Below are 14,738 nucleotides of genomic sequence, written 5' to 3'. Positions count from 1 at the left end.
CTTGTATCATACCTCTTTTTTAGCATTTAGACAAAGGGGACTGACCAATCTTACAAAACTCGAGGATCCCGTCAAGAAAAAGCAGCCCTCAAAAAGTTAGTACAAAAGCCTAACTTCTTGAGGGAACTGCATCCTGAACCACTTTTTCACTTTTTATTTAAACAATCACTTTGCTAATAGCCATTCATCCATGCTGATTCAAGCTGATTGCCGTCGGGATCAACGATTTCATAGCCGACCATCATATCCTCTGGAATCCCCATATCAACTTGGAACGATTGGCCACCATTTGCTTCTGCAATCTTTGCAAAATTCTTCGCTTCTTCTGGCGTATCAAAGCTAAACGCGATCAATGCACTACTCGTGTTCTTCGTATCCCCAATACGTCTGCCATTCAGAAACTGTTGATAAAACTCATGTTCTAACAACATTATCCAAATCGATTCACTCCAAACCATTCCGCTGCTAGTCTCGTTTGAGAACTCTTCATTTTTGACAAATCCCAACGCTTCATAAAAGGAGGTTGCACGTTTGATATCAGTGACAGGCAAATTTATAAACACCATTTTATTCGCCATTTTCTTGCCTCTTTTCTTTGATAAGTTGTATTGATGAATCCGCTCTCATTATAGCATCTATCGTTGGATTCACAAAAACATCAGACCTTATCCTACGCCGTTGGTTTCTATCAGCTCATTCAAAACTCGTTTTTCCAAGCAAAAAAAACCTTTGCATGAAAGGCCTTTTGCTTTTATCATCTATGGAAAAGTAACCAGATACGCATCGCATAGAAGCCATTTTTTCGCTAATCAATTCAACTGCAAGCTGATCTGTTTTTTTCAATACTTAAAGCTCAAGTCTTGAATCGATCACGGTAGCTTTCCCACGATAAATTTTTCGATACTCTTTTGGCGTATAAGTAGTTGCTTTTTTAAATTTCTTACTAAAATAATTTGGATCATTGAATCCTGCTCTGACAGAGATTTCACTGATTGATCGATCACTTGTTGATAGTTCTTTTTTGGCAACTTCAATACGATAAATCATCAAGTACAATGAAAAGGTCATTCCTAATGTATTCTTGATCAAACGACTGGTGTGATACCGGCTTAAATGCAGGTGATCTGCTAAAGTATCTAACGTAATATGTTCTCTATAATTTTCATGAATATAGCGCAATATCTTATGTCTTAAAGAAAGCGAAGGAGAAGCCTCATTATTTTTCTCGATGTGTAGCAAGGAAATCTGATTGATGGATTGAATTCCCCGATCCAATGCATAAACAAAATCATTTGTGATCGGTTCGACCAAGTAATCAATCAAGCCGTAACGCAACGCTTTTTGAGCGGTAGCAAAACTTTCTACAGCAGAATACAAAATTGCTTTTGCATTAGGGCAAAATGAAAGCAATACTTTATATAATTCAAAAGAGTCCTCTTCGCCATCCGCATTAATCACTGCAATTTCAACTGGCTGCTCAAGACAGGTACGCTGAAGCGCTTTTTTTGAACAAACCGTCGGAAGCAAGATGACATTCGGAAAATGACGATCGATCAAACGAATCATATCGTTAACTGCTCCATGCTCTTTGCTATCAATGATCAATAAGTTACACACGAAATCTTCTCCTTCGTTTAAAATTCACCCGTTGGTTTTTCTATTTCTATTTATTTCTCTTGAAAATCAATGACCATTCGCCCTTTGATTTTTCCTGAAAGCATTTCATCAAAAATATCATTGATCTCTTCTAACTGACGCATGACAACTTTAGGAACGACTTTTCCTTCAGCTGCGAATTGGAAAGCTTCTGCTAAATCAGTCCGTGTTCCAACAAGGGAACCGACGATTTTAATACCGTCCAATACAAGTCGAGGAATGTTCAAGTCCATGCTTTCTGGTGGAAGACCAACCGCTACAATCGTACCGCCCGCACGAACGGCATCGACAGCAGAATTGAAGGCTGCTTTTGAAACAGCTGTTACTACAGCTGCATGTGCGCCGCCGGTTGCTTCTTGAATGATTTTTGCCGCATCTTCTTTCGCAGGATTGATCACAAGGTCAGCGCCATGATCTTTTGCAAAGTCCAATTGTTTCTCGTTGATATCAATCCCAATCACTTTTGCATTAAAGACATTTTTTGCATATTGCAAGGCTAGGTTTCCTAATCCTCCTAAACCATAGATCGCGATCCATTGACCTGGTTTAATGTCAGAAACTTTTACCGCTTTATATGTGGTTACACCTGCACAAGTAATGCTGCTGGCTTCAGCAGAACCTAAGCCCTCTGGTACCTTCACTGCATAGTCAGCTACAACGATACACTCTTCAGCCATACCGCCATCTACAGAATATCCGGCGTTTCTAACGGAACGGCATAATGATTCATTCCCGTTCACACAGTATTCGCATGATCCACAGCTTTCATATAACCAAGCGACACTTGCACGGTCACCGATTGCTAGAGAAGTAACATCATCACCGATCGCGACCACTTTACCGATTCCCTCGTGACCGAGTACGATTCCAGATGCATCTCCGAAGTCACCATCTTTTACATGCAAGTCCGTATGGCAGACACCACAACACTCCATTTTCAATAATGCTTCATTCGGACGAAGCGCTCTCAATTCTTTTTCCTCAATTTTTACAACCTTATCGTTTGATACTACAGCTGCTTTCATAAAGACACCTCTTTCAATTCATTTAAATAAAGAACTTCCTTTTATTTGTGAAGTAATTAACTAACACGAAGAGGTCAGCAATAGCTAGATAAAAGAAAGTTCCCTATCGAGAAGGTTACCATAGAAACCATCAAAAAAAGGGGAATATATTGCTTTTTTTCTGTAATCATTTATGAGAAAAAAATAATGAAATAATTCAAGTTTTTTTCTTATATTTCAAATTCAATAAACTACAAGGACTAAAAAAGCGAAAAAAACCATCATATAAATAACAAAAATTTTAATAAAACCTATCAAGAGGAAATTACATAAACATGTAATCTTGGTCTTCCCAATTATTCTCTAATCCTTTTTTATCAATTCGGTGATTTACGATTTATTTTCTTTCAGCGCTGAATGTCATATTGGTATTTAACGTGATGTCCCTCATCAGTGTTTTTCTAACAATTTTCACTCCCTTTTTTCCTTCTCTACACATAAAAGCAAATAATGCTGAAAGGTGATCGATCAAACAATCGACAACCTGCAATCTGTCACTATCGGATAGCCGATAAATGTCCACAAAAAGTTTCAGTCGATGGCATTGTGTTTCACTCAGACGACTGTTCCCATCAAAATACAAGGGTACCCAGCGGTATGCAGCAATGATCCCCTCCTGTTCTTATAGTCGTTTCATGATTTTATCACAACGAATAGAAAGTTTTTTTCACCTCAGACAAAAGAAAAAAGCCCTTGAAATCAAGGGCTTTTGCTTCATCTGATAATAAATGATTAACGACGAATTTCTTTGATACGAGCTGCTTTTCCGTGTAATGCACGTAAGTAGTACAATTTTGCACGACGTACTTTACCGTAACGAACAACTTCGATTTGTGCAACACGTGGTGTGTGCAATGGGAAGGTACGTTCAACACCTACACCGTTTGATACTTTACGAACTGTATAAGTTTCGCTGATACCAGCACCGCGGCGTTTGATGACAACACCTTCAAATAACTGGATACGTTCGCGAGTTCCTTCGACAACTTTCGCGTGAACGCGAACAGTGTCCCCAGGACGGAAAGCTGGGATGTCAGTACGTAATTGTTCTTGAGTTAGTTCTTGAATCAATGGATTCATGTTTATCATTCTCCTTATTCCCAAACATTCTTAAAGCATGAAAGCTCCAGCGGAACATCGTAATAGTTGAGTTTACACTCACTGAAACATCTTACCACAGTCGACCACAGGCTGTAAAGAGAATTTTCTTGTCATCGCGCAGAATATCAAAAAAACTGGCACTATTTTAGTTGCCAGTTTTCGCTTCTTCTTCAATTTCTTTTAAAAGCTTCTGCATTTCTTCCGTCAACGGATAATTTTCTAGCATATCAGGTCGGCGCTGAAAGGTGCGTCGCAATGATTCTTTTAATTGCCACTGCTCGATCAATTTATGATTGCCATTCATCAAAACTTCTGGTACTTTCATGCCTTTAAACTCTGCTGGGCGTGTATATTGCGGATGTTCTAATAAACCAGTGGAATGAGAATCGGTTTGTGCGGAGGTTTGATTGCCTAAAACTTCTGGTAATAGTCTGACCGTCGCATCGATCATGACCATTGCACCCAATTCGCCGCCAGTCAAGACGTAATCTCCCAGTGACACTTCATCAGTGACCAATGAACGGATTCGTTCATCGTATCCTTCATAATGACCACAAATGAAGACGAGGTGCTCTTCGGTAGAAAATTCTTCTGCCATCTTTTGATCAAAAGGTTTCCCCGCTGGGTCTAAAAGGATCACGCGTTTCTTCGTTTCTGGTGCTGCTTCTTCGATCGCTTTGATATTGTCATAGACAGGTTGGACTTTTAATAACATTCCTGCTCCGCCACCATAAGGATAGTCATCCACTGTTTGATGTTTGTTGTCGGAATAGTCACGGAAATTTGAGACGTTGATTTCTAACAGTCCCTTTTCCCGTGCTTTGCCAATGATCGATTCTCCTAGAGGACCTTCGAACATTCGCGGAAATAGTGTCAATACATCAATTCTCATCGTCTAACAACCCCTCTGGGATTTCCACAGTGACCTGACCATTTTCAAGATCGATCGTGTGGACAACCGACTCGATATAAGGAATCAAGGCATCCTTCTTCCCTTTTCGTTGAACGACCCAAACGTCATTGGCACCTGGTGAAAGGATCTCTTTGACTTTACCAATGATTGTGCCATCTTCTTCGACGACTTCCAGACCAATAATTTCATGGTAGTAAAACTCATTTTCTGCTAAATTCACCAAATCATCCTTGGTAACTTTTAAAATGCCGTTACGAAACGGTTCAACATCGTTAATATTGGGATAACCCTCAAACGTCACTAAATCAAAGTTTTTGTGTTTGCGATGACCTGAAACAATCAATGTTATTGGCTCTTTATTTTCACGAAAAAGTGTCAATTCGGCCCCTTTACGGTAGCGTTCTTCTGGAAAATCCGTTTGTGATATCACACGTACTTCTCCACGGATTCCATGTGTATTGACGATTTTTCCTACGTTTAAATATTCTGTCACGTTCGTTCCCCATTTCTTCTAACTTCTGTTCTATTTTAGCATAGCAAAGTAGCGAATTCTAGCCGTTTCCTAGCGCCCCATGTTTTCCTCAAAATCATCGCGCGAAAAATGCCCCTTCGACGCTTGATCAAAGGGGCATTGTCCTAATATGAACCTTATTGATTCATAGAAACGGCCATTTTCAATGCTGAACGTGCATCTTGATGTTGCACCGTTCGAAGGGTCTTTTCTTGTTGCCAAACCACTGTAGTTGCTGTATGGTCATTTTTTCCCATATCGATAGTGATTTGACCGACCTCAGGCGCTGGGAGCATAGCTTCTTCCAGATACGCTACCACTTCTTTGGCAACCGGAACTGGATCTTGTTCCTCTTGATTGACTGCTCGAACAGTCAATGACCAATTTCCTTCTTGCCAGCTCAAATAACTGGAGCCAGCAGCTCCTTGCATATGCCCAGTAATGCCATATCCGAGATCAACGGCTTGTCCGCCATCATCAGCTGTTACATTGACCGCTGCAGCAGCTTCATCCGCTGATTGATAGTCTTTTGATTGAAAAGCAGCAATCGGTGTTTCCTCGTTCAAAGCCTTGTCATTGAGAGGCAGCTGCTTATCAAGTCCATAATAAAGAATCGAAGCATCGGACTGACTGCCAGCTGTGGCCGCATTCAACACTTTACCTGTAGCAAGTGGAATGTCCTTGGGCAAGACAAGATCAGGGAATGCCGCTTGTATTTGAGCGTAGATATCTGCAGTACTATTCGTGTTTGAAGAATCCCTAGAAGCCGCCTGACTAGAAGACGTACTTGATTGACTGGTTTCTGATTGACTACTTGCTTGCGTTTGGGTACTTTCCACCATACTCGTCGCTGTTGTTTCGGCACTACTGGCTTGACTGGTTTCTGGTTCCTGTTGATTATTGCAGCCAGCTAAGGCGCCCATCGTCAGCAGCGTAACGAATAATCCTAGTTCTTTTTTCATGATGTTCCCCTCCTTATACAAAGAATACCCCTCAATAAAAAAAATGACAAACAAGTCAGATTGTCTGTCATTTTTTTGTTGATTTTTTAAAGATTTGTCACCCAATTTTGCAGTGATTGAAAGCCATCCTTGATCCATTGCCAAACTTGATTGGCGATCGTCGATAGGTCGCCCCAACGAAAGTTTTGTGTCCATTGGTTCAATTGCGTCATGATCTCCTCACGATAGACCCAAATTAAAAAGAGCAACAACAAGATCCCTAGCGTTCGCCAAAGAAAAGAACCAATTTTATAAATAAAGACGAGGATCAAAAGAACGACGATCCATGCGATTAGTTGAGACATACAAGCACCTCCTCCTTTTGATTATCTCAAAACCACCTTTTTTTGTCCTCCATCTTAAGCATGAATTTTACAAAAAAAGCATTCCTCAAAGAGAAATGCTTTTCATTCTTGCTTATTTACCATCAATGATATTCAAACGAACTTTTTTTGGTCCATTTGTCCGTACACTGTAAACGATTGTTCGAATTGCTTTGGCAACCCGACCTTGTTTACCGATGATACGACCAATATCCTCTGGTGCCACAGTAAGATTATATTCCAAGAAATCATCTGACTCTACCAGCTCAAGCTTGATATCCTCAGGTTTGGTAACAAGTGGTGAAACGATCGTTAAGACTAATTCTTGCAAATCTTTCATCCAAAGTCACCTTATTTCTTAGTGAATTTTGCTTCGTGGTGTTTTTTCATAACGCCTTCTTTAGAAAGGATGTTACGAACTGTATCTGAAGGTTGCGCACCTTTAGATAACCAATCAAGAACTAAATCTTCTTTGATTGTCACTTCAGCTGGGTCTAGTAAAGGATTGTAAGTACCAACTGTTTCGATGAAACGTCCGTCACGAGGAGAACGTGAATCTGCTACGACGATACGGTAAAAAGGTTTCTTTTTAGAACCCATGCGTTTTAAACGAATTTTTACTGCCATTATTTACACCTCCATTGATTTAATCACAAGAGCTAGTTTAACAGGTTTTTTCGATGGTGTAAAGAGTTTTTTCTTTACAGCTAAAAAAAGTTTCTTCTTTCTTATTTTCTAAGCATGGTTATCTTTTGCCAGAATGAATCAGGACGCGTATCATTAGTAATAGAGAAACTTTTTAAAGTCAAATCGTTTTATTTGCACCATCCACTTACTTTTGGTAAGCTTAATGAGTAGAAAACAACAAGGAGGAAATTTACATGACAAAAAAAATTGGTTTTATCGTCGGCAGTTTACGGGAAGGATCATTTAATAAACTCGTAGCGAAAAAATTCGCATCATTATTACCAGAAGGTTTTGAAGCATCTTTCATCGAAATCGGCAACTTGCCTTTTTACAATGAAGATTTGGAAGTTGAAGGAAAAGTTCCTGCTGAATGGACAGCATTTCGGGAAGCATTAAGCGCCGTTGACGGGGTCTTCTTCTTTACACCAGAATACAATCGTTCTGTTCCTGCAGCATTGAAAAATGCATTAGATGTTGGTTCTCGTCCTTACGGTGCTAGCAGTTGGGGTGGCAAACCAGCTTTGGTTGTCAGCGTTTCTCCAGGAGCGATCGCTGGGTTTGGTGCAAACCATCACCTACGTCAATCATTAGTCTTTTTGGATATGCCTACTCTACAACAACCAGAAGCCTATATCGGTGGAATCACCAACTTGATTGATGAAAACAACGAAATCAACCCAGATACAGTAAGCTTCTTTGAAACGATCATTGCAAAATATATTGAACTCTTTCAACGATTCAACTAATTAAGAATCCAAACAAAAAGACCAAGAAACTCGGCACTGAGTTTCTTGGTCTTTTTACTGTGAAGAATAATCGTTTGCGCTTTTTACTCGCTGCCTGACACAGACTTTCGGACAAAATGAAGTTCTGTCAGTTCCCCCATCTGTTTTGTTTCAACAAACGTCAAGCGTCTCGCATAATCCCCCGGTTCAAACAGTCGCTTGCCCTCTCCTAAAAACACCGGCGCGATTTGAATAAACCATTCATCGATCAAATCAGCTTCCAGCAATGGTTTTAATAAGGAACCTCCACCTACTACCCATACGTTTTCCTCTTGTTTTAATGCTGAAACAAATGCAACTGGATCCGTTGACACTAGGGTTGCATCCGGCAGCGGCTCTTTTCGGGTACGAGAAAAAACATAGTTGGTCTTTTCAGGATATAGCAGTCCATCATCCATCAGTTTTTTTGCTTCTTGATAGGTCTTTCTTCCCATCACGGTCGCGTCGATGGTTGAAAAAAATGCTTCATAGGTCGTTGCAACACCGGTATCAGTTTGAAACAGCCAGTCCAGTTGATCCTCCATACCTGCTAAATAGCCATCGAGGCTGATTGCACCATAAAATACCACTTTTCCCAATTAGGCTCACTCCTTTATTTTTACGATTGCTTCTGACCTTCGACAAACACAAGTGACTAAGTGATCATTAACCATGCCGACCGCTTCCATAAACGCGTAAATAGTTGTCGTTCCGACAAATTTAAAGCCTCGCTTTTTCAAGTCTTTTGCTAGCTGATCGGAGATTTCCGAATGGGTCGGTACATCGGATTGCTGCTGAAATTCATTGATGACTGGCTCATGATTGACATATCGCCACAAGAATGCGGAGAAACTGCCGTATTCTTGCTGGATTTTTAAAACTTCTTGGGCATTGATGATCGCTGCTTCAATCTTTCGTCGATTGCGAATGATTCCTGGATTCATCATCAGTTCTTCCACTTTTTCTTCCGTATAGTTCGCTACTTTTATGATATTAAACTGATCGTATGCTGCATCGAAATTCGCCATCTTGTTTAAAATCGTTTGCCAGCTCAATCCTGCTTGATTCATATCTAACACCAGTTTTCGAAACAACTGCTGATCCTCATACTCAGGTTTTCCCCATACCGTATCATGATACTCCTGCATTGCTGGTGTACTGTTGGCCCATTCACATCGCTCCATTGTCCTCATCAGCTCCTTTTTGTTTATTTTATCATAAATGACTTTACTTCCACCAGTGTACTACGTATACTAGTACACATAAATGAAAGGAGCTGATTTTGTGGTTCGCATTAACAAAGCCAGCAGCAAACCTTACTATGAGCAATTGGTTTTAAGTATCAAAGAAGATATTCTGAACGGTGTTCTAATCGCCGGAGACCAAGTACCTTCGGTTCGTGAAATGGCCAAGCGCCTGTTGATGAATCCAAATACCGTCAGCAAAGCCTACAAAGTATTGGAAAATGAGCAAGTACTTGTCACCATCAAAGGAAAAGGCACCTTTGTGAAAGTTACTGAGGATCTGCCACGCGATGAGATTCGGATCTTACAAGTGAAAGAACGTTTGAAAGAATTGGTGATCGAAGCACGCCATTTACAGATCAGCATGCGTGAGCTGAGCGATTGGATGAATGGCTTTGAACAAGAGTTAGGAGGCGATCCACAGTGAAGATCGAGCATGTGACCAAGAAAATGGAACAAACAATTGTCTTAGAAAACGTGAACTTCTCTTTGGAAAAAGGAGAGCTCGTAGGATTAATCGGCCGCAATGGTTCTGGGAAAACCACGTTGTTTCGGACGATTGCTGGGCATTATTTACTAGATGATGGGGAGATTTCCATCGATAACCAACGCCTGGATCAGCATCCGCAATTAAAAGAACAACTTTTTTATATTGATGAAAAAGAAAACTTTCTTTCGGCCTACTCTTTGAAAAAGCTCAATCAATTTTATCGGCTTGCTTATCCAAATTTCGATCAGAATCTTTACTTAGAATTGATGCAAAGTCACGGTCTTCCTCTGACGCTTTCCTACCGACGGATGTCAAAAGGTATGCAAGGTCTTTATAAAATGATTCTTGCGATCGCCTCAAATGCGACGTTCTTACTGTTAGACGAACCTTTTGATGGGCTTGATGTGATCGTCCGTAAAAAAGTGATTGGATTATTGCTGGAAAGCCTCAGCGAGTCGAATCGTACCGCCTTAATCGCTTCTCATAATCTAAATGAATTAGAACATATTATTGATCGTGCCTTGTTGATCAAAGGGAAAACGATTGAAGGAGACTACCGTTTGGAAACGATTCGCGAACAATCTCGCAAACTCCAACTCGTCTTTCGCAGCAAACAGATTCCTCCCCTTATCAAGCAGCACTCCAAGCTGATTCAAAAACAAGGTCGAGTCTTGACTGCTTTGTTTGACAATTACACAGAGGAGCTGGCGGCTGAGATCCAGCAACTTGATCCTTTGGTTTTCGAAGAATTACCTTTGACTTTGGAAGATCTGTTTGAAGCAAATTTACGACAAGAAGCATTGGTGGAAGGATAGAGGTGGAAAACGATGTTAAGCAATATATTTAAAGAACGCTACGGTAAGCTGTTGATCGGTTTTTGTTTTGTCGTGCTCTTCATGTATCTTAGTGCTGGCTGGCAATCACAAAATTCTTGGCACCAGCAAGAACGTTATTTGGCATCTGAGGAATTTATCAAAGATTTTAACGAAAATCGAGAATACTATGTCAAAAGCTACAACGGTGAAACCCCGGTTTACTTTGATTCGGCAGCAGAGTACCGCGATGCGGTATTGACAATCAACAAAGAGTACTCAGATGATTTTTATTACAATCGCCCGTATATGACCACCATGAATCAATTTGTGATTGTCTTCCTGTTTATTTGGGGCTTTTTGTCCTTTTTTGTCGATGGCCGCACCAATTTCAATCGCTTTTTATTTGCTTTACCCTTTAGCAGAAAGCACGTCTTTCGAAAGAAACTGCTTTTTATCGGCTTACCCTTGACCGCTTGTTTAGTGTTGGGCCTGTTAGGTCATATCCTGATCGAATACACAATGATCCCGGCTCGCTATCTCGCTGTGCCGCTTCAAGACGTGCTGCTTTCCGCCCTTAGTACTTTGGCAACGAATCTACTCGTATTTGCTGTCGGCATCTTGTTGGGCGTTTTACTGGGGAATCTGTTTACTGGCGTGCTGTCGGTGTTCTTCACTCTTTCTCTAGGAACAATGGGGTATAGCTTTTTCCAATGTACCCGCGAGTTTTTTAGTTTTGTATTTCTTGGTCATGGGGATTTTCTGCTTCCTTTTCAAACGTGGATCGATTGGCCGCAAGGATATGTCTATCCTTGGTGGCTACTGCTCCTTTACCTCGGTTTGAGCGGCTTGCTAATTCTTGCTGCCGAAAAAGTGTTCTCGAAAATTTCTTTAGAAAATGACGGTGATTATTTAACGATCCCTAAATTGCGCGCCCCGGTTTATTGGCTGCTTTCTTTAGGAACCTGGTTCTATCTATCCATGATTTCTTATTACCCGCTAGAAATTTTTTACCGTGATCTCTATGAGGGGTATGATGTCAGTCTTTGGAACATCATCCTTCGGCTTGGCTTGTTGCTGGTTGCTTGCTTATTCATCAGTTTATTGCTTGTCTATCCTAAAGCACTGATGAATTGGTGGTACAAACGAAAAAACAAACAGGTCAGCAATATTTAAAAAAGCGTCCCTACAACAAGAAATTGTTGCTGGGACGCTTTTATGTTTAATGTTTAGGTTTGTCGTCGTCTTTTTTGTCAAAGAAGTCATTTACTTTGCGAGAAACATCATCCGCAAAATCTTCAACCTTATCTTTGGCTTTCCCATATTTATTTTGGGTTTTCCCTTTTAACTCCTCGGAGTCATCTCCTGTAAGTTTCCCTTTTGTTTCGGTTACTTTTCCTTCAATGCGATCCTTGTTTGTCATCGTAAAAACTCCTTTCATACTTGCTATAAATTAATAGTAGCATCATTTGCCAGAAAGCACGAATGTTCTGCTTCTATCTTATCCTTTGAGTTGTCCGCAACGATAGTTCTTCGCTATTTTTGACTCTTGGACGATTTAGGATATTCAGTAGAAAGCTGGCTTTCTCTATAAAAAGGGATGTTCTTTAGATGTTCTATTTGATGTACTTTGAAGGAGTTCATTTAAAGAGGACACTGTGAACATAAAAAAACCATGACCTGAAAGAAGGCAATCTGAGGAGCTGCAGCTGCTAGAATCAGGAGGTACAGCTTCTCGATTTGGTGTCTTTTCAGGTCATGTTTTTTTTAATTGTACCCTAAGAGAAGGTTCGGTTCTTAGTTCCTATCAGCGTTAAACGATTATTTGCGTTTTTTCTTTTTCTTCTTTTGTTTTTTGACCATACGATTCATGGCCATTTTTCCAAGTTTCCCTTTGACACCGCCGCCAAACATTTGATCCATGCCAGGAATGTTCATATTCCCTTTGCTCATTTGCTGCATCATTTTGCGGGATTCTTTAAATTGTTTGATCATGCGGTTGACTTCGACGACACTGTTGCCAGAACCGGCGGCAATCCGGCGACGACGGCTTGGATTTAACAAATCAGGATTTTCACGTTCTGCTGGTGTCATGGAATAAACCATGGCTTTTTGACGGGCAATTTGTTTTGGATCAACTTTGACGTTCTCGATGCCAGGCATTTGGCTCATTCCCGGAATCATTTTCAAAAGATCTTCAATTGGGCCCATGCCCATGACTTGATCGATCTGTTCAACAAAGTCATTGAAGTCGAAGGAGTTTTCCTTCATTTTTTGAGCAAGTTCTTCTGCTTTTTTCTCGTCGTAATCTTGCTGTGCTTTTTCGATCAAAGTCAGCATATCACCCATACCGAGAATCCGACTAGACATCCGATCTGGATGGAATACTTCAAGGTCGGTCAATTTTTCACCGGTACCAGTGAACTTGATTGGAGCGCCTGTAACTTGACGAATTGACAATGCCGCACCGCCACGTGTATCGCCATCTAGTTTGGTGATGACTACCCCTGTGATCCCCAATTGTTGATTGAAGCTTTCCGCCACGTTGACAGCATCTTGTCCTGTCATCGCATCCACTACCAGTAAAATTTCATTTGGCTGTGCCAAGTCCTTGATTTGTTTTAGCTCTTCCATCAAGTTTTCATCGATATGCAAACGACCTGCTGTATCGATCAAGACATAGTCATTTTTCTTTTCCCGAGCCAAAGCCAATCCTTGGCGTACGATTTCAACTGGACTGACATCAGTTCCCATATCGAAAACAGGTACATCCAATTGCTGACCTAATACTTTCAATTGGTCGATCGCGGCTGGACGGTACACGTCACCGGCAATCATTAATGGACGTGCGTTTTCGGTTTTGATCAAGTGATTGGCTAATTTCCCAGCAAAGGTGGTTTTCCCTGCCCCTTGCAGACCAGCCATCATGATAATCGTTGGGATCTTTGGTGATTTTTCAATCCCAACTGTTTCTGATCCTAACGTTTTGGTTAATTCTTCGTCAACGATTTTAACGATCTGTTGCGCTGGAGATAAGCTTTCTAATACTTCTACCCCAACTGCCCGTTCACGGACATTTTTGGTAAACTCTTTCACAACTTGCAGATTGACGTCGGCTTCTAATAAAGCTAGACGAATCTCACGCATCATTTCTTTTACATCTGCTTCAGATACTTTTCCTTTTCTGCGCAGTTTGCTCATTGCCTGCTGGAGGCGTTCAGTTAAACTTTCAAATGCCATTTTTTTTCATTCCTTTATTCTTCAATTTCTTGGAGCTGTTGAATAAACCCCTGTAAGGTTTCGTCTTTTGGATAGTGAGTTTTCGTATACTCGCTTAGCTGATCCAGCAAGTCTTCCCGCATGATATAGTCCGAAAACATATGTAGTTTTTTTTCATAGTCTTCTAAAATACGTTCGGTGCGTTTGATGTTGTCATAGACTGCTTGACGGCTTACTTGATACTCTTCAGCGATTTCTCCTAGAGAAAAATCATCTGCGTAATACAATTCCATGTAATTCATCTGTTTTTCTGTCAATAACGTGGAATAAAACTCAAACAACGCATTCATGCGATTGGTCTTTTCAATTTCCATTTGCTTCCTCCTGTTTTGCAAGCCATTCGACATCGGACAAAACAGTCATGCCTTGTTGCCGAAAATACGCACAAGCGACACCGATCCCTGTTCTTTTGATTCCAGTAAAATTGCCATCATAAATCATCTGACTGCCACAAGAGGGACTTTTCTCTTTTAGGATCAGTTGAGTGATGCCTTGCTCTTGTAATTTTTGATAAGCAATTTTCGCGCCGGTAGTAAACTGTTCGGTCACGTCTTCCCCTGAGATGGTGACGACCTTCGCTCGTTGCGCCCAAACGTCCACCCCATCGCCACCAACGATTTCGGCCGGTTCCCGTGGGATCGGCAAGCCGCCAAGAACTTCTGGACAAACCATCATTGCTTGACCTGCTCTTACCAGTTCGATCAATGGTGGCACTGCTTGGTGTTTTCCATCATAACGGCAAAGTACACCGCCTAGACACGCACTGATTCCGATCATATAGCACCCTCAGCTTTCCTATGAAATCGTCCTTTATTATAGCATTTATTTAGTGGTTGCAATAGTACCAATTGTCTATTCATGCTAAAATAGGACTTGTTCGTTGAAATTTAATC

The 14,738-nt window shown here is 40.9% G+C and carries 20 protein-coding genes; 4 read left to right on the top strand and 16 right to left on the bottom strand.

What is annotated here, in order from left to right; translation table 11 throughout:
• Nucleotides 1–173 precede the first annotated feature (173 nt).
• The 10 genes from IGJ12_RS04530 to rpsP all read right to left on the bottom strand — a co-directional run bounded on the left by IGJ12_RS04530 (nt 174) and on the right by rpsP (nt 7,196).
• Nucleotides 174–578 carry a VOC family protein gene (locus IGJ12_RS04530; protein ID WP_005237221.1) on the bottom strand — a complete coding sequence of 135 codons (405 nt, stop codon included), beginning with the start codon at nt 576–578 and terminating at the stop codon, nt 174–176.
• A 268-nt stretch (nt 579–846) separates the two neighbouring features.
• Complete coding sequence (locus IGJ12_RS04525) at nt 847–1,566, bottom strand: AraC family transcriptional regulator (protein WP_176285408.1); 720 nt, start codon at nt 1,564–1,566, stop codon at nt 847–849.
• Between the two features lie 101 nt (nt 1,567–1,667).
• Nucleotides 1,668–2,681 (bottom strand): alcohol dehydrogenase AdhP, encoded by a 1,014-nt coding sequence (gene adhP / locus IGJ12_RS04520; RefSeq protein ID WP_086299213.1) that lies wholly within the window; start codon nt 2,679–2,681, stop codon nt 1,668–1,670.
• 771 nt (nt 2,682–3,452) lie between these two features.
• Nucleotides 3,453–3,800 (bottom strand): 50S ribosomal protein L19, encoded by a 348-nt coding sequence (gene rplS, locus IGJ12_RS04515; RefSeq protein ID WP_002357176.1) that lies wholly within the window; start codon nt 3,798–3,800, stop codon nt 3,453–3,455.
• 166 nt (nt 3,801–3,966) lie between these two features.
• Nucleotides 3,967–4,713: a tRNA (guanosine(37)-N1)-methyltransferase TrmD gene (trmD, locus tag IGJ12_RS04510; RefSeq protein ID WP_087664383.1), complete on the bottom strand. Its 747-nt coding sequence runs from the start codon at nt 4,711–4,713 to the stop codon at nt 3,967–3,969.
• Nucleotides 4,703–5,227: a ribosome maturation factor RimM gene (gene rimM, locus IGJ12_RS04505; RefSeq protein ID WP_087664384.1), complete on the bottom strand. Its 525-nt coding sequence runs from the start codon at nt 5,225–5,227 to the stop codon at nt 4,703–4,705. Before rimM ends, trmD begins: the two co-directional genes overlap by 11 nt.
• Before the next feature lie 155 nt (nt 5,228–5,382).
• Nucleotides 5,383–6,207 carry a hypothetical protein gene (locus IGJ12_RS04500; RefSeq protein ID WP_430619396.1) on the bottom strand — a complete coding sequence of 275 codons (825 nt, stop codon included), beginning with the start codon at nt 6,205–6,207 and terminating at the stop codon, nt 5,383–5,385.
• Nucleotides 6,208–6,293: 86 nt separating this feature from the next.
• Nucleotides 6,294–6,551, bottom strand: coding sequence for a hypothetical protein (locus IGJ12_RS04495; protein ID WP_005228919.1), 258 nt, complete (start codon nt 6,549–6,551; stop codon nt 6,294–6,296).
• 112 nt (nt 6,552–6,663) lie between these two features.
• Nucleotides 6,664–6,909, bottom strand: coding sequence for a KH domain-containing protein (locus IGJ12_RS04490; protein WP_005228918.1), 246 nt, complete (start codon nt 6,907–6,909; stop codon nt 6,664–6,666).
• Nucleotides 6,910–6,920: 11 nt separating this feature from the next.
• A complete protein-coding gene (gene rpsP, locus IGJ12_RS04485; protein ID WP_005228917.1) occupies nt 6,921–7,196 on the bottom strand; it encodes a 30S ribosomal protein S16 in 276 nt (91 codons plus the stop codon).
• A gap of 254 nt (nt 7,197–7,450) precedes the next feature.
• On the opposite strand from rpsP, the gene IGJ12_RS04480 reads away from it, so the two are divergent.
• A complete protein-coding gene (locus IGJ12_RS04480) occupies nt 7,451–8,002 on the top strand; it encodes an NADPH-dependent FMN reductase (RefSeq protein WP_016613846.1) in 552 nt (183 codons plus the stop codon).
• A gap of 83 nt (nt 8,003–8,085) precedes the next feature.
• Here IGJ12_RS04480 and IGJ12_RS04475 read toward each other — a convergent pair whose 3' ends face one another.
• Both IGJ12_RS04475 and IGJ12_RS04470 read right to left on the bottom strand, forming a co-directional pair.
• Nucleotides 8,086–8,619: a dihydrofolate reductase family protein gene (locus IGJ12_RS04475; RefSeq protein WP_034872479.1), complete on the bottom strand. Its 534-nt coding sequence runs from the start codon at nt 8,617–8,619 to the stop codon at nt 8,086–8,088.
• A 6-nt stretch (nt 8,620–8,625) separates the two neighbouring features.
• Nucleotides 8,626–9,204 carry a DNA-3-methyladenine glycosylase I gene (locus tag IGJ12_RS04470; RefSeq protein ID WP_016619836.1) on the bottom strand — a complete coding sequence of 193 codons (579 nt, stop codon included), beginning with the start codon at nt 9,202–9,204 and terminating at the stop codon, nt 8,626–8,628.
• A 100-nt stretch (nt 9,205–9,304) separates the two neighbouring features.
• On the opposite strand from IGJ12_RS04470, the gene IGJ12_RS04465 reads away from it, so the two are divergent.
• Genes IGJ12_RS04465 through IGJ12_RS04455 form a run of 3 tightly spaced genes read left to right on the top strand, consistent with a single transcriptional unit; the run spans nt 9,305 to nt 11,742 of the window.
• Nucleotides 9,305–9,691 carry a GntR family transcriptional regulator gene (locus tag IGJ12_RS04465; protein ID WP_034872477.1) on the top strand — a complete coding sequence of 129 codons (387 nt, stop codon included), beginning with the start codon at nt 9,305–9,307 and terminating at the stop codon, nt 9,689–9,691.
• Nucleotides 9,688–10,569, top strand: coding sequence for an ABC transporter ATP-binding protein (locus IGJ12_RS04460; RefSeq protein ID WP_005237238.1), 882 nt, complete (start codon nt 9,688–9,690; stop codon nt 10,567–10,569). The genes IGJ12_RS04465 and IGJ12_RS04460 overlap by 4 nt, the downstream gene beginning before the upstream one ends.
• Nucleotides 10,570–10,581: 12 nt before the next feature.
• Nucleotides 10,582–11,742, top strand: a complete 1,161-nt coding sequence (locus tag IGJ12_RS04455; RefSeq protein WP_005237239.1) for an ABC transporter permease — start codon at nt 10,582–10,584, stop codon at nt 11,740–11,742.
• Between the two features lie 46 nt (nt 11,743–11,788).
• On the opposite strand, the gene IGJ12_RS04450 is transcribed toward IGJ12_RS04455, so the two are convergent.
• From IGJ12_RS04450 to IGJ12_RS04435, 4 genes are all read right to left on the bottom strand, one after another.
• A complete protein-coding gene (locus IGJ12_RS04450) occupies nt 11,789–11,989 on the bottom strand; it encodes a CsbD family protein (RefSeq protein WP_008377398.1) in 201 nt (66 codons plus the stop codon).
• 398 nt (nt 11,990–12,387) lie between these two features.
• Nucleotides 12,388–13,806, bottom strand: a complete 1,419-nt coding sequence (gene ffh, locus IGJ12_RS04445; RefSeq protein WP_005228902.1) for a signal recognition particle protein — start codon at nt 13,804–13,806, stop codon at nt 12,388–12,390.
• A 14-nt stretch (nt 13,807–13,820) separates the two neighbouring features.
• Nucleotides 13,821–14,159, bottom strand: a complete 339-nt coding sequence (locus IGJ12_RS04440) for a putative DNA-binding protein (protein ID WP_005228897.1) — start codon at nt 14,157–14,159, stop codon at nt 13,821–13,823.
• Nucleotides 14,149–14,622 (bottom strand): DUF523 domain-containing protein, encoded by a 474-nt coding sequence (locus tag IGJ12_RS04435; RefSeq protein ID WP_016613840.1) that lies wholly within the window; start codon nt 14,620–14,622, stop codon nt 14,149–14,151. The genes IGJ12_RS04440 and IGJ12_RS04435 overlap by 11 nt, the downstream gene beginning before the upstream one ends.
• Nucleotides 14,623–14,738: the final 116 nt, after the last annotated feature.

Source organism: Enterococcus sp. DIV0802b (assembly GCF_050543535.1).
Classification (GTDB): domain Bacteria; phylum Bacillota; class Bacilli; order Lactobacillales; family Enterococcaceae; genus Enterococcus_D; species Enterococcus_D entomosocium.
The sequence above is the reverse complement of the archived record's forward strand: the minus strand, read 5'-3'. Positions and strand labels throughout refer to the sequence as shown.